This window comes from Methylobacterium sp. Leaf125 (genome assembly GCF_001423085.1).
Lineage (GTDB): Bacteria > Pseudomonadota > Alphaproteobacteria > Rhizobiales > Beijerinckiaceae > Methylobacterium.
Map to the genome: position 1 here is coordinate 1 of NZ_LMNU01000009.1, position 17,235 is coordinate 17,235.

20 protein-coding genes are annotated in these 17,235 nt (G+C 69.0%); 9 read left to right on the top strand and 11 right to left on the bottom strand.

Going from position 1 to position 17,235, the window contains the following annotated elements; all coding sequences use genetic code 11:
* The 3 genes from ASF58_RS25760 to ASF58_RS10265 form a co-directional block, all read right to left on the bottom strand.
* Positions 1-98, bottom strand: a 98-nt coding sequence (locus tag ASF58_RS25760; protein WP_156375624.1) for a GTP-binding protein, incomplete at its 3' end; no start/stop codon positions are given.
* Between the two features lie 144 nt (positions 99-242).
* Entirely contained in the window at positions 243-704 is a 462-nt protein-coding gene (locus ASF58_RS10260) for a tellurite resistance TerB family protein (RefSeq protein WP_055951176.1), read from the bottom strand.
* A 95-nt stretch (positions 705-799) separates the two neighbouring features.
* Positions 800-1,243, bottom strand: a complete 444-nt coding sequence (locus tag ASF58_RS10265; protein WP_055951178.1) for a DMT family transporter — start codon at positions 1,241-1,243, stop codon at positions 800-802.
* Between the two features lie 159 nt (positions 1,244-1,402).
* Here ASF58_RS10265 and ASF58_RS10270 point away from each other — a divergent pair, with 159 nt between their 5' ends.
* Positions 1,403-2,002: a biliverdin-producing heme oxygenase gene (locus tag ASF58_RS10270; RefSeq protein ID WP_156375625.1), complete on the top strand. Its 600-nt coding sequence runs from the start codon at positions 1,403-1,405 to the stop codon at positions 2,000-2,002.
* Between the two features lie 59 nt (positions 2,003-2,061).
* On the opposite strand, the gene ASF58_RS10275 is transcribed toward ASF58_RS10270, so the two are convergent.
* The 7 genes from ASF58_RS10275 to ASF58_RS10305 all read right to left on the bottom strand — a co-directional run bounded on the left by ASF58_RS10275 (position 2,062) and on the right by ASF58_RS10305 (position 10,167).
* Entirely contained in the window at positions 2,062-4,623 is a 2,562-nt protein-coding gene (locus ASF58_RS10275) for an HWE histidine kinase domain-containing protein (protein WP_055951185.1), read from the bottom strand.
* Between the two features lie 180 nt (positions 4,624-4,803).
* Positions 4,804-5,085 carry a hypothetical protein gene (locus tag ASF58_RS10280; RefSeq protein WP_156375626.1) on the bottom strand — a complete coding sequence of 94 codons (282 nt, stop codon included), beginning with the start codon at positions 5,083-5,085 and terminating at the stop codon, positions 4,804-4,806.
* A 22-nt stretch (positions 5,086-5,107) separates the two neighbouring features.
* Complete coding sequence (locus ASF58_RS10285; RefSeq protein ID WP_055951191.1) at positions 5,108-7,072, bottom strand: hypothetical protein; 1,965 nt, start codon at positions 7,070-7,072, stop codon at positions 5,108-5,110.
* A 124-nt stretch (positions 7,073-7,196) separates the two neighbouring features.
* Positions 7,197-9,020, bottom strand: a complete 1,824-nt coding sequence (locus ASF58_RS10290; RefSeq protein ID WP_055951194.1) for an ATP-binding cassette domain-containing protein — start codon at positions 9,018-9,020, stop codon at positions 7,197-7,199.
* Positions 9,021-9,101: 81 nt separating this feature from the next.
* Entirely contained in the window at positions 9,102-9,329 is a 228-nt protein-coding gene (locus ASF58_RS10295; protein WP_055951197.1) for a hypothetical protein, read from the bottom strand.
* A gap of 89 nt (positions 9,330-9,418) precedes the next feature.
* A complete protein-coding gene (locus ASF58_RS10300) occupies positions 9,419-9,733 on the bottom strand; it encodes a polyhydroxyalkanoic acid system family protein (protein WP_055951202.1) in 315 nt (104 codons plus the stop codon).
* Positions 9,734-9,810: 77 nt separating this feature from the next.
* Positions 9,811-10,167 (bottom strand): septal ring lytic transglycosylase RlpA family protein, encoded by a 357-nt coding sequence (locus tag ASF58_RS10305; protein ID WP_055951205.1) that lies wholly within the window; start codon positions 10,165-10,167, stop codon positions 9,811-9,813.
* Between the two features lie 143 nt (positions 10,168-10,310).
* Between ASF58_RS10305 and ASF58_RS25765 the strand changes: the two genes are divergently transcribed.
* Both ASF58_RS25765 and ASF58_RS10310 read left to right on the top strand, forming a co-directional pair.
* Complete coding sequence (locus ASF58_RS25765) at positions 10,311-10,634, top strand: hypothetical protein (protein WP_156375627.1); 324 nt, start codon at positions 10,311-10,313, stop codon at positions 10,632-10,634.
* Positions 10,635-10,770: 136 nt separating this feature from the next.
* The gene (locus tag ASF58_RS10310) at positions 10,771-11,982 is read left to right on the top strand and encodes a site-specific DNA-methyltransferase (protein WP_280137538.1); all 1,212 of its coding nucleotides are present in this window, start codon (positions 10,771-10,773) and stop codon (positions 11,980-11,982) included.
* Between the two features lie 10 nt (positions 11,983-11,992).
* Here ASF58_RS10310 and mutY read toward each other — a convergent pair whose 3' ends face one another.
* Entirely contained in the window at positions 11,993-13,315 is a 1,323-nt protein-coding gene (mutY, locus tag ASF58_RS10315) for an A/G-specific adenine glycosylase (RefSeq protein WP_055951389.1), read from the bottom strand.
* A 190-nt stretch (positions 13,316-13,505) separates the two neighbouring features.
* Here mutY and ASF58_RS10320 point away from each other — a divergent pair, with 190 nt between their 5' ends.
* From ASF58_RS10320 to ASF58_RS10345, 6 genes are all read left to right on the top strand, one after another.
* The gene (locus ASF58_RS10320) at positions 13,506-13,991 is read left to right on the top strand and encodes a DciA family protein (protein WP_055951208.1); all 486 of its coding nucleotides are present in this window, start codon (positions 13,506-13,508) and stop codon (positions 13,989-13,991) included.
* 90 nt (positions 13,992-14,081) lie between these two features.
* Complete coding sequence (locus ASF58_RS10325; protein ID WP_055951211.1) at positions 14,082-14,735, top strand: thioredoxin domain-containing protein; 654 nt, start codon at positions 14,082-14,084, stop codon at positions 14,733-14,735.
* A 227-nt stretch (positions 14,736-14,962) separates the two neighbouring features.
* Positions 14,963-15,337, top strand: a complete 375-nt coding sequence (locus ASF58_RS10330; protein ID WP_055951215.1) for an AtpZ/AtpI family protein — start codon at positions 14,963-14,965, stop codon at positions 15,335-15,337.
* A gap of 116 nt (positions 15,338-15,453) precedes the next feature.
* Positions 15,454-16,209 (top strand): F0F1 ATP synthase subunit A, encoded by a 756-nt coding sequence (locus ASF58_RS10335; RefSeq protein WP_055951218.1) that lies wholly within the window; start codon positions 15,454-15,456, stop codon positions 16,207-16,209.
* 108 nt (positions 16,210-16,317) lie between these two features.
* Positions 16,318-16,545, top strand: coding sequence for a F0F1 ATP synthase subunit C (locus tag ASF58_RS10340; RefSeq protein WP_018044493.1), 228 nt, complete (start codon positions 16,318-16,320; stop codon positions 16,543-16,545).
* A gap of 109 nt (positions 16,546-16,654) precedes the next feature.
* Positions 16,655-17,218, top strand: coding sequence for an ATP synthase subunit B (locus ASF58_RS10345; RefSeq protein ID WP_055951220.1), 564 nt, complete (start codon positions 16,655-16,657; stop codon positions 17,216-17,218).
* Positions 17,219-17,235: the final 17 nt, after the last annotated feature.

The window sequence follows — 17,235 nt, forward strand, 5'->3', positions numbered from 1 at the left end:
GTGATCGCCGCCGTCAACGACGTCTTGCCGTGATCCACGTGACCAATCGTGCCAATGTTGCAGTGCGGCTTCGTACGCGCGAATTTCTCTTTGGCCATCGTCTCTTTCCTGCGGCAAGCTCACACGAGCGGTCGCCCGGGCTGTCGCTCGACGAGGTGTCGAGCCGGGCGAAAGACGGGGGCCCGCTTAGAGGCTTGCCGTCCTTTGATCAAGGGCCTTGCGGGATAAGGCGTTCCGGCGCCCTACGGAACCGGGCGTCGGACAGGGGAGGCCGCGAGCAGCGCCGCCCTGTCCAGACCAAGGGCGGTCGCGATTTCCTCGAGGGCCTGCGCCTCCACATCGGCGATGCCGTCGAGGTCGGCCACGTCCGCCGCGACCAGGAACGTCGCTTCGCGCTCCTCCTGGCCTCGGCCCTCGATGGCGGCGATGCGGCGCAGGTTCTCGGCCCGTCCCGCCCGGGTCCGGGCGCGGGCGATCCCGTCGTAGAGTTCGCTCTCCAGCATCAGCCGGTCGTAGCCCTTCTCCAGGATCGGATTGGCCTGCAGACCGGCCAGCGCCGTATCAAATTCCGCGCTGGCGATCTCTCCGTCGGCGACCATCACGTTGGCGGTGGCGGAGACCATCGCCTGCATGAGGACCTTGTCGCCGGCATAGGCCGTCACGGTCTGGCTGAAACGGCTGACGATGTCCTGGAAGATGTTCATGGGGGCTCTGGACACGGACGGAACGTTGAGGGGCGCGACATCGACGCCGCGGCAGGCATTGCGGTTTCGCGCGCCGATGACAAGCGGGCGTCGCGTCAGAACAGCGCCACCAGGGCGATCCCGCCGACCATCAGCACGCCTCCGAGGGCCCGCCAGAGGGTGAGCGGATGCTGCTCGAACCCGATCCAGCCGAAATGGTCGAGCAGGATGGACGTGATGACGCCGGCGGTGATCAGAAGTCCGAGGTAGGGGGCCGCCCCGATCTGCTGCGCCACGAACAGCTGGGAGAGGATGAGGAGCGCGCCCGCCGCGCCGCCGAACCAGGCCCAGAGCGGCACGGCCCGCATGTCCCCCAGGCTCGGTAGGGAGAGACGACCGAGGATCAGTCCAACGACGAGGATGGTTGCACCGCCCCCCAGCGAGACGACGATGCCTGCGGCGAAGGGCTGCGCCAAGTTCTTGGAGAGCGTCGCGTTCACGCCCGACTGCACCGCGTTCGCGATGCCGGCCACGAGGGCGAAACCATAGAGGAACCACATGGGCGATCCTGGGTCTTCAGCGTTGCGAGCTGGGCCGCGACAGCGGGTCCAGGGTCTGGGAGGTCGCCTGTGATAAGCCCTTGGCGAGGGGTCGGGATCGTCTAAGAACGGCGCTGGCGCCGAACAGCAGGGAAACGCGGTATGGAAGGGACGGCCAGCGTGTCCGTCGATGCAGGAGAACCGGAGCCGAGAGGTGTTGGTGCGGTCGAACCGCGCGATCTTCGTTTCGCCCTGCGGGCCGCCACCGATGCAGCCCATCGACGCCTCGATGCGGGTTTTGCCGCCCATGACCTGAGCCGGCGAGCCGATTACGTGCGCTTCCTGTCGGCGATGCGGGACCCCTTCGCGCAGATCGAGACCTGGCTCGACGAGTCCGATGCCGCCGACCTGCCACCCGACTGGACGGCCCGCCGCCGGTCCCTGCTCCTGCAGGCCGACCTGTCCGGGCTGGCGATCTCCGCTCCGGAGGTTGCTCCCGCTCCCCTGCCCCGCACCCTGTCGGGCGCCGAGGCGCCGGGGCTCCTCTACGTACTGGAGGGTTCGCGCCTCGGCGGCCAGGTTCTGCTGCGTCAGGTCCTGGCGAGCCCGGACCCGCTGGTGCGGGGGAACGCCCGTTTCCTCCGGCACGGCGAGGGGCTCCGCCTCTGGCCGAGTTTCGCGACTTGGCTCGGGACGCGTCCGGCTGCTGACCACGCTGCTGCGATCCGCGGCGCGCAGCGCGCCTTCGCACTGTTCGAAGCGGCCCAGGCGCGAGGCTAGGGTCTGTCCTCAGGTTTGTCGTTTCGGGATAACCGGTTCCCACCGATCCCTGACGAACGCTAGTCCCCAGCGGGCACGCTCGCCAGGGCCCGGCGCAGGGTATCCGCGGTATAGGGCTTCTTGATCATCGGGACGGCGCCGAGCTCCGATGGAATTCGGAAGCTTTCGCCATAGCCCGTCGCGAAGACGAACGGCACGCCGGCCGCGATCAGGCGTCGGGCGACCGGCAGGCTCGTCTCGGCACCGAGATTGACGTCGAGCAGGGCAAAGCTCGGCCGCCCCGCCTCGATCTGCCGCAGGGCCTCGTGCACGGATCCCGCCATGTCGACCGCGCTCGCCCCGAGGGTGGCCAGGATCTCCTCGGCTTCGAGAGCGATGATCATGTTGTCCTCGACCACCAGGACGGTCCCGGACAACGCCGCCGCATCGAGCTCGGGCGTCCGGTCGCGCTCCCGTGACAGGGGGGCGGCGACGGTCGGGGCGGCGCGCACGTAGCGCGACGGCACGGCGAAGCGACCCCGCAGGCCGGTGAGCTCGTAGGTGATCTCCGCCTCGCCTTTCAGCTCGTAGGGGATCGAGCGCTCGATCAGCGTGGTGCCGAAACCACGCCGGCGCGGCGGCTTCACCGGCGGCCCGCCGCTCTCGCGCCAGTGGATCACGAGGCACTCCGAGGCGTCGCGCTCCCAGGCCACGTCCACCTGTCCCACCGCCTCCGAGAGGGCGCCGTACTTCGCCGAGTTCGTCATCAGCTCGTGGATGACCAGCGCGAGGGTCGAGAACGCCTGGGGATCCAGCAGGACGTCGGTTCCGTCGAGACGGACCCGGCCCGCCTGCTGGTCGAGATAGGCCTCTGCCTCCAAGGTGATGAGATCGCGCAGGGAGCCTGGTCCCCAGTTCGTGGTGGTGATCTGGTCGTGTGCCCTGGCCAGGGCCTGGATGCGCGCACCGACGACGCCCGCAAACGCCTCGACGCTGTCGGCCCCCGAGCGACTTTGCGCGACGATGCCCCGAATCAGGTTGAGGATGTTGCGCACCCGATGGTTCAGCTCGGCGATCAGGAGTTCCTGGCGCTCCTGCGCCGTCTTGCGCTCCTTCTCGGCGGAATCGGTGAGTCGCAGGATGACTTCGAGCAAGGTGATGCGCAGGGCCTCGGCGATGCGCAAGTCCACCGCGCTCCAGGGGGCGGCCTGCCCCCGGACCACCTCCGTCCAGGCCTCGAAGCTCTTGCGCGGTGTGAGGCGCAGTCCGTTCGGGCCGAGGCTCGCCGGCTTCTCCGGATTGCCGGCCCACGTGACCGTGCGGGCGATCTCGCGACGGAAGAACACCAGGAAATCGCGCGGGGCTCGCGAGATCGGGATCGCCAGGAGGCCCGCCGCCCGCTCGGTGTAATCGGCGGCCGGCGGATGGACTGCGCCGATCTCGTGGGTGGCGAAGGCCCGGCTGGTGGCCGTCCGGTTGAGAAAGCGCACGAGACCGGTGAATTCCTCCGCCGTCGGCGTCGCGCCCCGCAGGGTGATCTCGCCGTTGACCCAGACGCCGATGCCGTCGCACGTGACGATCCCGGCGATATCGTCGAGGAAATCGGTGATGTTCTCCAGGCTCGTTCCGCCCGAGGCGAGGGCGCCCATCAGTCGGTCGTGCAGCGCGCGGGAACTGCCTTCGTAGGCTGCCTCCGCCTCGCGCTCCCGGCTCTCCAGGATCAGCGAGAACATCTGCCCGAAGAGTTCGGCGCCGGTTCGGCGCTCCAGCGAGATGTGGCGTGGTTCCGTATGGTGGCAGGCGAACAGGCCCCAGAGCTTGCCGCCCCGCAGGATCGAGACCGAGAGCGAGGCGGCCACGCCCATATTGCGCAGGTATTCGAGGTGGATCGGCGAGACCGTCCGCAGGGTGCTCATCGACAGGTCGAGGGGACGTCCGTGGGGATCGCGCTGCGGCAGCACGGCGACGGCCTCGGCATCGACATCGGCGATGATTCGCAGCCAGTTGCGCTCGTAGAGGGTCCGCGCCTGCTTCGGAATGTCGGAGGCCGGGTAGTGCAGCCCAAGATAGGGCGGCAGGCTGGACCGGGCCGATTCGGCGATCACCACCCCCGAGCCGTCCGGGTCGAAGCGGTAGACCATGACGCGATCGAAGCCGGTCAGCGCCCGCATCTGGCGTACGGCCTCGCGGCAGAACGGCTCGAAACCCACCGTCTGCTGCAGGCGTCCGACCATGCTGCGCACGAGATTTCCGGCATTCAGGTGTTCGCTGACGCTCGGCTCGGCCTCCAGGACGATGATGCCGTCCGAGATGTGCAGCGCGATGTCGAAGGGAGACCCCCCGGCCTGCAGGACGGTACCGAAGATCCGGTCGATGGCATCGGGCCCGCGCAGGGCCTGAAGGTGACCACGGATCAGGTGGATCGCCTCCCCGTCGATCAGGTCGGCGAGGGGAAGGCCGAGCAGGTCGGCGTCCCCCTGCCCCAACCATCGGGCGGCGTTCTCGGAGGCCCGGACCACGATCCAGTCCGGGGAGACCGCGATGAGGAAACCGAAGGGCTGAACCGCACCCAGGATGTGGATCGGTTCCCGATCGCAGGACGTGAGGTCCAGGGGCCGGGTACGTGCTGAAGGTTCACTCATCAGGTCTCTGATTCGCCCGTCCCACGCCTTCGACCATTTCTTGTCCGTTCGGGGAAGCGCGTCGGGAACAACGACAGACCATCGCGAAAGTCTCCTCGATGGTCGGGCAACGCACACAGTTTCCGGTCGATCGTGTCGTGGATGCCACAGGCCGACGCGAAGCCGGCCTGTCTCGTCACCTCAGGGCCGAGCGCCGATCCGGTCGACGGCTCCGGCCGTGAGGATCGCTCCGATCAGGTAGGACCCGAGTCCGAGCGCTGCGCCCTCCAGCCAGAAGCCTGCCCGGCCCGGGAGGAGGCCCCAGGTCGCCAATCCACCGGCCAGACCCGTAGCTACGACGAGAAGGAGAGCGCCCCGGCGTGCCGCCGGTGTTCGGGGCAGGCCCGTCAGTCCGCCGATGACGCCGCCGAGGAGGGCGCTGCTGGCCATGAGGGGCCAGAGCAGGGTTGCCAGGAGCGTCACGCTGTTCGCCTCCATCGGATGGTCATGCCCGCGGCGCGATCCCGACGCCCTGGCTGGCGGGACGCGGCGTACCCGCCGGGACGGCAGCGACCTGTTCGGGACGAAGGCCCGCCTGGAGCAGATACTCCACGATCGCGAGGGCGCGGCTCTGCGCGAGATCGGGGGCGGGTTCCGGTGGGGCAGCCGGCTTCGCCTCGACTTTGACGGCCTTGTCCTTCGGGCTGGACCTGCCGGACGCCTTCTCCGCGGCAGGCGGGACGGCGGATCTGGCCGGTGCCCTGCCCGAAGCCTTGCCAGCCTCCTTGGCTGGGTCCAGCGACGCCGTGCTCTCCACCGCAGTCTCGACGACGGGCTTCGGTGCCGCGCTGGCGCCACTCGGATCGAGATGACCCGTGACCGCGAGGCGCAGGGTCGGGCAGGTCTTGCCCAGGGCGGCAATCCCGTCGAGGAGGGGGTAGAAGGCCGGCATCAAAGTCGTGCTCCCGGGCGGGAATATGAGCCCCTGGCCGGTGACCCTGGTCTCGAGCGCAGCGGCGCAGCGCTCCGGCGTCCAGGCCGACACTGCGTCCGGAGACGACACCGAGACCTCCGCAGTCCAGCCCGGCGGCATCGCAGCCGACAGGTCATCGGAGACGCGCCGGCCAGCCTGCGGATAGAGGCTCTCCCCCTTCAGGGTGATCGCGCGATCGGCGAACCGGGCCTCGCCCCGCGCCAGCAGGGTGAGGGCAGTGGCCGTCGTGCGCAAGACGCGGGCGAGGTCCGGCGGGGCCCCTTCGCCGAGGCGGGTGCGGTCGATCAGGCGCTCGCGGAACAGCCGCGGGCGGAGCGTGCCGAGCAGGGCCTCGCGCACGTCAGCATCCGGCAGGTGGCCGGACAGCGTCACGGCGTCCCCGTCGCGCCGAAGCAGGATCCGATACGGCGAGAGCGGCCGGGTGCTCAAAGCGACGCCGCCTCGGCTCAGGCCGGCAGGCACCCCCTCGCGCAGCAGTGCCTCGATCTCCGGGATCGCCTGGGCGTCGAGGGCGACGCCGTTGAGCGAGATCTGCGCATCGATGACGCTGACGCTGCCCTCCTGCATCAACGCGGCGAGTTTCAGGGCGAAACGCGCCATCGCGGCCGCATCGACCCCGGGCGGAAGGCCGCGCGCTCTGCGCATCCGGTCCTCGACCTGCCCGGTCTCCGAGACCTGTGCCGCCTGGGTTCGGATCTCGACGCGCGCTGCGTCGGAGACCACGTGGCCGGAAAGCGTGAGCCCGCCCCCCGGCTCCCGGGAGACGACGAAGCGGAAATCCGGGACGACGGCCGGCAGGATCTCGACGCGCCCGAGCCCATAGCCGGTCGGCAGATCGGCCAGGGCCATTCGCAGGGCCTCGTCGTCGGCGAGGGAGACGGCCTCACCCACGATCGAGAGGCGCATGTCCTCCAGCATCACCCGGCCGCCCGGCGCGAGGGCGCGCAGCCGCGCCAGCGCATAGATGGCCGCCTCGGCGAAATCCGGTGGCGCGCCGAGGGCCGCGCGGGCGCGGTCGTGCACGGCCGTTCCGGGGCCGACGGCGGGCGTGAGTTGCTCGGCCAGGGCGCTGGCGCCGATCTCGGCTGGCCGCACGCCGGTCACTTCGACCCCATCCCGGCCCCTGGTCGCGATCCAGACGAAGGGCGAAGCCAGCTCGACCACGCCGACGGGACCGACAATGTGCCGAACCCCGTCGATGGCCGCGAGCCGCCGATACGCCGCATCGCGGGCGGGGGCATCCGGCGCCTCGCCCGTGACCCGGAGGTCTCGTCCCTCGACCGACACCCGCAGCCAAGGCTCGGCACCGGGCGTCGCGGTCGCCCGGGCCACCGCCTCGACCTCCGCGCCGAGTTGCGCCTCGAGGCGCGGCGTGAACCAGGCGGCGGACAGGCCGAGGATCAGGGCGAGCCCGGGCAGGCCAACAGCCCAGCCGAGATGGCGGCATCGGTCGCGGAGTGCGGAAGCGGCGGACACGTCGGATCCCGGTGGCAGGCGGCGCGCAGGAGCGAACGCCAGGACGGCATTTCACACGTCGTTCACGGCATCATGAAGGCCGCGGCGCCGCCGGCAGGTGGCTCGAGCGTGGCTCGAGCGTGGCTCAAGCGTCGCGCAGCATCTCCAATTCGAGCCAGCGGTCCTCGGCCCTGGCCAATTCGGTCTCGGCGACGCCGAGCAGATCCGAGGCCTTCGCGAAGCGGGCCGGGTCCCGGGTGTAGAGTCCCGGATCGGCCAAAACCTCGCGCAGCTTGGCGATGTCGGATTCGAGCTTCTTCATCCGGTCCGGCAGGGTCTTCAACTCGTGCTGGTCCTTGAAGCCGAGCTTGGGCTTGCCGGCCGGGGCTGCCGCTTCGCCGCCCTTGGCGCGATCCTTCGCGTCCGCACGGGCCTCCGCCTTCTCGGTTCGCCCGGCGGCCGCCCGGGCCTGTACGCCCTCGCCACGCTGGGCGATCATGTCGGTGTAGCCGCCGGCATACTCGACCCAGCGGCCCTCCCCTTCGCTGACCAGCACGCTTCCGACGACCCGGTCGAGGAAGTCGCGATCATGGCTCACCAGGATCAGGGTGCCGGAATAATCCGCCAGCATCTCCTGCAGGAGATCGAGGGTTTCGAGGTCGAGATCGTTGGTCGGTTCGTCGAGGACGAGGAGGTTGGCGGGTTGGGCCAGGGCGCGGGCGATGAGAAGGCGGTTGCGCTCGCCGCCCGAGAGGACGCTCACCGGGGTGCGGGCCTGCTCGGGGGCGAACAGGAAGTCCTTGAGGTAGCCGATGACGTGGCGGCTGACACCGCCGACGATCACCGAATCGCCGCTGCCGCCGGTGAGCACCTCGGTCACCGTCATGGTCGGCTCCAGCACCGCACGGGCTTGGTCGAGGAGCATCATCTTGAGGTTGGTGCCGAGCGCCACCGTGCCGGAATCGGGCGGGAGCTGACCCGTGAGCAGGTTGATCAGCGTGGTCTTGCCGGCACCGTTGGCCCCGACGATGCCGAGGCGGTCTCCGCGCATCACCCGAAGCGAGAGATCGTCGACGATCTTGCGGACGCCGTAGGCCTTGGCCGCGTGCTTGGCCTCGATCACCAGGGCGCCGGAGCTCTCGGCCTCCGTCGAGGTCATGGTGGCGGTGCCGACGGGCCGGCGATCCTCGCGTCGCTCCTTGCGCAGGGCATGGAGGTTGCCGAGCCGGCGCACGTTGCGCTTTCGCCGGGCGGTGACGCCGTAGCGCAGCCAGTGCTCCTCGTCGGCGATCTTGCGCTCGAGCTTGTGCCGGTCGCGCTCTTCCTCCTCGAAGAAGGCGTCGCGCCAAGCCTCGAAGGTGGAGAAGCCCTGCTCGATCCGGCGGGTGACGCCGCGGTCGAGCCAGATCGTGGTCTTCGACAGGGCAGAGAGGAAGCGCCGGTCGTGGCTGATCAGCACGAGCGCGCCGCGCACGCTCTTCAGCTCCGATTCGAGCCACTCGATGGCCGGGAGGTCGAGGTGGTTGGTGGGCTCGTCGAGGAGCAGGATATCGGGTTCGGGGGCCAGGGCCTGGGCCAGGGCGACCCGCCGCCCCTCCCCGCCGGAAAGGCTCTTCGGGTTCTCGGCACCGGTCATACCCAGGCTCTCAAGGAGGTAGCGGGCCCGGTAGGCGTCGTCCCCTTGGGTCAGACCGGATTCGACGAAATCGAGGGTCGTCTCGAACCCGGAGAAGTCGGGCTCCTGCGCCAGGTAGCGGATCGTGGTGCCGGGCTGGATGAAGCGTACGCCCCGGTCGGGTTCCACCAGCCCCGCGGCGATCTTCATCAAGGTGGACTTACCCGAGCCGTTGCGGCCCACGAGGCAGGTGCGTTCGCCGGGGGAGATCGCGAGTTCGGCGCGCTCGATCAGCGGCGTGCCGCCGAAGGTGAGCGCGACGTCTTGGAGGGTGAGGAGCGGGGGAGCGGCCATGGGGCCGGCTTATGGCAGCGACCGCGCCTCCGAACAAACCCGGAATCGGGGTGCCCGGACAAACCCGTACGCGTTCCGCGCTCACATCGTCGGGTTGGCGGGGCCCGTTGGCATCGGATCCGGCGCGATGGCCGGGCCGATATCCGGATCGCTGACCGGAATCTCGGTGGGCGTGACGTCGGGTGCCTCGGTGGGGGTCGTGCCCGGCACATCCGTGCCGGGGGTGTCCGGGCCGGGGGCCGGGGTCTGAGGCGCCTCGTACGGCGTCTCGGGCACCGGGGCTTCCGGGATCGGGCCGGGGTTCGACATCGCTTGCGCCTCTCAGGAGCCTCGGGGAACGGACCGGTGGAACAGTCCGCCGCCGAGGGAGGTTCCGGGCGCGATGCCGCCGGCTCTCGTCACTTCTTGGTCAGGAGCAGGTTGCCCTCGCTCCCGAGCTTCTTCTGGATCTGCTGCGCGAACAGCGCCAGGAGAAGCGGCAGCCGGACCTCGACCCGTACGGTCTCGGGGCGAACATCCACCTGACCGTCGACCTTCTGGCCGAGAGCCGCCATGGCGAAGTCGAGGCGGTCATTGGTCCAGGCCATCTTCTCGACGGCGACGCCCGCCTTGGCGAACAGCCCGTCGGCCTGGGTGATCCCGTCCGCGATGCGCCGACGGGCCTCGGCCAGGCCGAGTTCATGAGGGATTTCGACGATCAGCGGCTTTGCCATGGGTATCTGAGCTCTCGGTTCCGCCGCCCAGGTGGGGCCGGCCGGTTCCTCTCACAACGCCGACCGGCCCGATAAGCTCAGTTCACGACGCTCAGGGCGACGTAGGTCGTGCCACCCATGCCGAGGGCACGGGCCGAGCCCTTGGCGAGATCGATGATCCGGCCGCGGACGAAGGGGCCACGATCGTTGATGCGCACCACCACCGAACGGCCGTTGCGCTTGTTCTCGACCCGGACCCGGGTGCCGAACGGCAACGTGCGATGCGCGGCGGTCATCCCGTTCGGATTGAAGCGCTCGCCATTCGCCGTCCGATGGCCGCTCCCGTACCAGGAGGCGGCGCCGCTCTGGGCGCTGGCCGGCTGAACGGCGGCAAGTGTCACGACGGTCCCGATGATAGCAGCGGCCCCACGAACAGGCTTGATGGTCATCCGCATTCCCTTTGTTATTTCGGATGGCCGGCAAAATGAAGCGGAACAGGGCCAAAATGAGACCGGTCAAATGTGGCAGCTTTCGCCAAATGTGAGGCTATAACGGATTATTCATCACCGGTTGTATGTGGCCATATTGTCGGACCGTGATGATCTTTCCGGTGACGAAACGGCAATTCTGGAACTTCATTGCGAGCGCGGAAAATGCGTTGCAGCCGCAGCCTCGACGCAACGTCGGGATGCGGGAAAACGAAATCAGCGTTGCGCTGAGCGAAACCCTGGTCTGCGACGAGGCAAGATCCGTCGAAAGAGACGAATCTTCTCCTTCCGAAAGAGTGCAAGGCGCGGACCGATCCGCCCAGGCGCCGCGCGTCAGTTCGAGTGGGCCCCTGGAGCATCCTCGAACTCAGGTGAGGCTCGTGCTCGACAACTTGCAGGACTTGCGCGTTCCCGTGGCGATGCACGCGCAATAGCCTGGGCGCTTTTCGGATGATCCACCCGGCAAAAACTGCAGCCCCAAATCGAGACGCCTTGTCTTCATCCTGGCAACCCGCCCTTTACGTTAACGGGGCCAAGGTCTGCCGGTCAGTCGCGTAACCGGTGTTTGCCATGGCTTCCCTGCGTACCGCGGTTGCCGACACCGTCGCCCGGAAAAGTGTCTCGCGTACCGGGCGGCCCGTGTCGGCGCCGCGGATGGGTCTCGTACCCGCCGCCAAGCGTTTTCCTCTCGAGGATCGTCTTCCTCTCGACGAGATTCTCGTCGGAGACTGCATCGCTGCGATGAACGCCCTTCCGGCGTCCAGCGTCGACTGCGTCTTCGCCGATCCGCCCTACAACCTCCAGCTCGGGGAAGGCTCGCTCCTGCGTCCCGACCAGAGCCGGGTCGACGCGGTCGACGACGACTGGGACAAGTTCTCGACCTTCGCCGCCTACGACGCCTTCACCCGCGAATGGCTCGCCGCCGCGCGCCGTGTGATGAAGCCGAATGCCACCCTGTGGGTCATCGGCTCCTACCACAACATCTTCCGGGTCGGCGCCACGCTGCAGGACCTCGGGTTCTGGATCCTCAACGACATCGTCTGGCGCAAGGCCAACCCGATGCCGAACTTCCGCGGCAAGCGCTTCACCAATGCGCACGAGACCCTGATCTGGGCCTCACGCTCCGCGGAGTCGAAGGGCTACACCTTCCACTACGAGGCGCTGAAGGGCGGCAATGACGACGTCCAGATGCGGTCCGACTGGTTCATCCCCCTCTGCACCGGCGACGAGCGCCTGAAGGGCACCGACGGGCAGAAGGTCCATCCGACGCAGAAGCCGGAGGCGCTGCTCGCGCGCACACTCCTGTCGGCGACGAATCCCGGCGACGTCGTGCTCGATCCGTTCTTCGGGACCGGCACCACCGGTGCGGTCGCCAAGCGCCTCGGACGGCACTTCATCGGGATCGAACGCGAGACGGTGTATGCCGAGGCGGCCCGCACCCGGATCGATGCCGTCGAACCCCTGTCGCAGGCCGCCCTGCTGGTCGCCCCGAGCAAGCGCGCCGAGCCCCGCGTCGCCTTCCTCAGCGTCATCGAGGCCGGCCATATCCGCGCCGGCGAAACCCTGACCGACGCCCGTGGCCGGCACAGCGCGATCGTGCGCCCCGACGGCACCCTGATGGCCGGACCCGCCACGGGCTCGATCCACAAGATCGGAGCCCTCGTGCAGGGCTTTCCCGCCTGCAACGGCTGGGATTTCTGGCATGCCACCCGGAACGGCAAGCCGGTGCTCATCGACGTCTTCCGGGCCAAGATGCGCGCCGCCATGGGCTCCGCCGCCTAGAGGCCTTCGGTCAGCGTGACCGCGGCCGTCCCCGCCTGCGGGGGACGGCCGGAGGCGCCACCTCGGCCGGACCCTCGAACGCGTCGAGGGCTTCGTCGGGAATCCGAGCCGGTGGCGGGCGCGGGGTGGGCTTGGGCACCGGGCGGAAGCGCGGGGACGGAGCAGGCGCGTCCGGCTCGGGCTGGGCAAACAAGGGCGTGTCCGCGACGCTCCGCATCGCTTTCGGCCTGCCGCGCTTCGCAGTTTTCTCCGCGACCGGTTCCACGGCCTCGGGCTTCGGGTCGAAAGCGTGGGCCAGGACCTTCTTCATCACGCCCGGCAGCGGTTCCCCGTCGAGGTCCCGGCGCGGCGTGAAGCGCAGGCCCGGCGGCGGCGCCGTGCTGAGCGCCACCTTGGCGACGAACACCGTCAGCTCCAGGGGAAAATGCGTGAAACCGTGCCGGACGAGGCCCGGCAGCCGCTTCCAGCGCGCGTCGAGCGGTGCGTCGAGGAGCGCCTGGGCCGGATCGTAGTCGGGCTCCCAGGGACTCATCGGCGGTTCGGCCATGGATCCCAGCAAGCCCTCGGGTGGGCGGGTGCGCAGCAGAATCGCCTCATCGCCGCTGCGGATCGCCACGAAGGCCGCGCCGCGGCGCAGCGTGCCCTTCACGGCTTTCAGCTTCCTCGGAAACGTCTCCTGGAGACCGAGGGCCCGGGCGCGGCAGGGCGCCATCCAGGGGCAGAGCGCGCAGGCCGGGCGCTTGGGCGTGCACAGCGTGGCGCCGAGATCCATCACCGCCTGGGCGAAATCGCCGGGCCGGTCCGCGGGCACGAGGGACTGGGTCACCACCCGGATCTCGGGGCGGGCTGCCGGCAGGAGGGTCTCGATGGCGAAGAGCCGCGTCATCACCCGCTCGACATTGCCGTCCACGGCCGCTTCCTGTTGGTCGAACGCGATCGCCGCGACGGCCCCCGCCGTGTAGGCGCCGATGCCCGGCAGCTTGCGAAGGGCCGCGGCGGTGTCGGGAAACTGTCCGGCCGCCGCCACCGCCTTGGCGCAGGCGTGCAGGTTGCGGGCCCGGGAGTAGTAGCCGAGCCCGGCCCAGGTCGACATCACCGCCTCCTCGGGCGCCGCCGCAAGGTCGTCGACGGTGGGGAAGCGGGCCAGGAACTTCGCGAAATAGGGTTTGACCGCGGCGATCGTGGTCTGCTGCAGCATCACCTCCGAGAGCCAGACCCGGTAAGGGTCTGGCGTCTCGCCCGGCAGGGCGCGCCAGGGCAGGACGCGGCGATGCCGGTCGTACCAGGTCAGGAGGTCCGCGGCCTCGGGGGCGGGAACTGTGGTGTGGGGCACGGGCACCGGCGCGTGATGGGATGCCCGTCCATAGACCGCCGACCCGATGCGTCCAAGGCCGACCTGTCCGAGCCTGTCCTCAGGCGCGATCCCGGCACGCGGCTTCGGCCGGACGGAACGGCATGCTAACCAATGCGGGCGATATCGGAGCCTCGATCTCGTCCCGGTCGGACGCACGGAAACCTTGCGCATGGCGCGTGTCAAACCCCTCGCCGAGCTGCTGGAGGGCTGCATCGGCCCCGCCTTCGCGGCGCAAGGGTTCGCCTCCACCGACATTCTGGCCGCCTGGCCCGAGATCGTCGGGGAGCGGCTCGCGCGCTACTGCCAGCCCTCGAAGCTCGAATGGCCGCGCCGGCGTCGGCGCGAGGAGGAGGGGCGCCCCGATCCCGGAACCCTCGTGGTCCGGGTCGAGGGCGTGTTCGCCCTCGAGCTGCAGCACCTCGCGCCGGTGGTGATCCAGCGCATCAACGCGCATTACGGCTGGGCCTGCGTCGGCAAGATCGTGATGCGCCAGGGACGGGTCGACCGGATCGGGCGCCGCCCCGCGCCGCCGGTGGTGGATCCCGTCCGCCGCGGCGAAGTGGCGCTTGCGGTCCAGGCGATCGAGCACGACGCCCTGCGCGACGCCCTCGACCGCCTCGGAACGGCGATCGTCGCGACAACACACAAGCGCTAGGGCGCGCTGCGCCGCCTTGTCAGGACGGCTGCAGGATTCTACCGCATCGCTCACGAGAAGATTTGGTCCGCGACCGGAGCCCTCCCGATCATGATCACCCGACGCGATGCCCTGAAAGCCACCGGCCTTGCCGTCGGCGCCGCGGTTCTCCTACCCCGGTTCAGCCTTCCGGCCCTGGCGCAGGATGCGAACCTCTCGACCCTGATGGAGCCCGGGCCGCTCGGCGACGTCTGGCTCGGTCCGAAGGACGCCAAGGTCACCATCATCGAGTACGCCTCGATGACCTGCTCCCACTGCGCCGCCTTTCACAAGTTCACCTGGCCGGCCCTGAAGGAGCGCTACATCGACACCAACAAGGTGCGCTTCACCCTGCGCGAGTTCCCCCTCGATCCGCTGGCCACGGCCGCCTTCATGCTGGCGCGCTGCGACGGCGATGCGAAGTACTACCCCATCACCGACCTGCTCTTCGACCAGCAGCAGGCCTGGGCCTACGTCCAGAAGCCGCAATCGCCGGTGGATGCCATGGAGCAGATGCTGCGCCAGGCCGGCTTCTCCAAGGAGAAGTTCGAGGCCTGCCTGAAGGACCAGAAGCTCTACAGCGCCGTCAACGCCGTGAAGCAGAAGGGCATGGACACCTTCAAGGTCGATTCGACCCCGACGTTCTTCATCAACGGTGAGCGCTTCAAGGGCGAGATGACCATCGAGGGCATGGAGAAGGTGATCAAGCCCCTCCTCGGTGCCTGAGGCACCCGAAGCCGGGTCACCACGACGACGCCCTCTCCCGCCGCCGCAGGCCCGGTGCGAGAACACCTGGGGGCACGTCGGCAAAAGACCGATTTCCTGTGACGTGACAAGATCTTACGTGAGGTCGGGGGCGCCTTGACACCCAAGGTAGGCGAAACTATGGTGCGCCCCGCTTGAAGGAGGCGTTCCGCCGGTTCCCTCCGCTCTCGCCAATGTGAGTTCTCGCCGTGAGCGGCAACGAAACTGCGGACGAAGGCGGGGACGGGCGGAAGAAAGCACTGGACGCGGACCTCTCTCAGAGGCTCAAACGTCTTGAGACGCAGATTGAGCGGAAGCGGCCCAGTGCCCCTCCCGGTCATTCGACGCGTCCCGGTCCTGCGGCCGGGCCTTCTCCTCTCGGCCAAGCGATGCGGCTCTCGACCGAGTTCATCGCGGGCGTCCTCGCCGGGGGTATCCTCGGTTGGATGTTCGATCATTACCTCGGGACGAAACCCTGGGGCCTGATCGTCCTGCTGATGTTGGGGTTCGTCACCGGCGTCTACAACGTCATGCGTGTCTCGGGGTCTCTTCCCAAGGCGCCGACGAAGGAAGAGGACCGCTAGCGGTCCTCTGGGAAGCGCCGCGTACGCGGCGAACCGAATTCGAATCATGCCGCTCGCGCGGCACCGGTGGTGGCGGGCCGTCTGGCCGGCCGAGAGTCAGAAGGGCGGGAGCGGCAATGGCCGTAAAGATGGATCCGATCCACCAGTTCGAGCTCAAGCCGCTGGTCTCTTTCGGTCATATCGGCAACCAGGAGATCGCGTTCACCCAGTCCGCGCTCTACATGTTCGCCGCCGTCGGGATCATCGCGCTGATCACCGTCGTGGCCACCGCCCGTCGCTCGGTGGTGCCGGGCCGCATGCAGTCCATGGCCGAGATCTTCTACGAGTTCATCGGCTCGACGCTGCGCCAGTCCGCCGGCCACGGCTCCGAGCGCTTCATGCCGCTGATCTTCTCGCTCTTCATGTTCGTCCTCGTGCTGAACATGCTCGGGATGATCCCCTACGCCTTCGCGGTGACCAGCCACATCATCGTCACCTTCGCGCTGGCCTTCCTCGTGATCGGCACCGTCATCGTGTACGGCTTCATGGCCCACGGCACGAAGTTCCTGAAGGTGTTCGTTCCGTCGGGCGTCCCCGGCTGGCTCATGCCGATGATCGTCGCCATCGAGATCGTGTCCTTCATCTCGCGTCCAATCAGCCTCGCGGTTCGTCTCTTCGCCAACGTGCTGGCCGGTCACATCGCGCTCAAGATCTTCGCGGGCTTCGTCCCGGCGCTGCTCGCCGCCGGAGCTTGGGGCGCCATCTCGCCGCTGCCCCTGGCCCTCAGCGTCGCCGTCACGGCCCTCGAGTTCCTCGTCGCCGGTCTGCAGGCCTACGTCTTCGCGACGCTCGCCTCGATCTATCTCAGCGACGCCCTGCATCCCGGCCACTGAGCCGGGTCATCCCGGCCGACGGCCGGGACACCCCCTTCCGTCCCCGGTTCGCGATCGCGGCCGGATTTCTCTCCACGCAACGACGACACGGACACCAGGAGCAATTTGATGGATCCCTTAGCTGCCAAGTACATCGGTGCCGGCCTCGCCTGTCTCGGTATGGCGGGCGCCGCCATCGGCCTCGGCAACCTCTTCGGCCAGTTCTACGCCGGCGCGCTCCGCAACCCGTCGGCCGCCGACGGCCAGCGCGGCAACCTGCTCCTCGGCTTCGCCCTCACGGAAGCGCTCGGCATCTTCTCGCTGCTCGTCGCGCTGCTGCTCCTGTTCGCCGTCTAAGACACGCTCGTCGTCTCGGATCTCGAACCGATACCGGACCGGACGCCGCCTCCCGACGGGATGGCACGCGCGTCCGGTCCCCATTCCTTGAATTTACGCGAAGGACGTCATGGCTCAGCCGGCCCATTCGACCGCAACGCATGAAGGCTTCGCCGCGACGCCGGCCGCCGAGCACGGCGGCGGCTTCCCGCCCTTCGAGAGCCACACCTTCGCGTCCCAGCTCATCTGGCTCGCCCTCGCCTTCGGGCTGCTCTACTACCTGATGGACAAGATCGCGCTGCCGCGCATCCAGGCCATCCTGCACGACCGCGCCGTGCACCTGTCCGGCGATCTCGACGAGGCACAGCGCCTCAAGGCCGAGGCGGATGCCGCCGGAGCCGCCTACGAGAAGTCGCTGAGCGATGCGCAGGCCAAGGCGCAGGCCATCGCCCTCGAGACCCGCACGGCCCTCACGCAGGAGGCCGAGACCAAGCGCAAGGCGCTCGAGGCCGAGCTGAACGCCCGCATCGCCGCGTCCGAGGCGACCCTTCGCACCCGCACCGTCGAGGCCATGGGCAACGTCCGCGGCATCGCCGGCGAGACGGCTTCGGCCATCGTCGAGCGCCTGACGGGCCGTAGCCCCGACGAGGCCGCCTTGTCCAAGGCCCTCGACAGCGTCTCCTTCCCGCACTGAGGCGGACGCCAAACCAC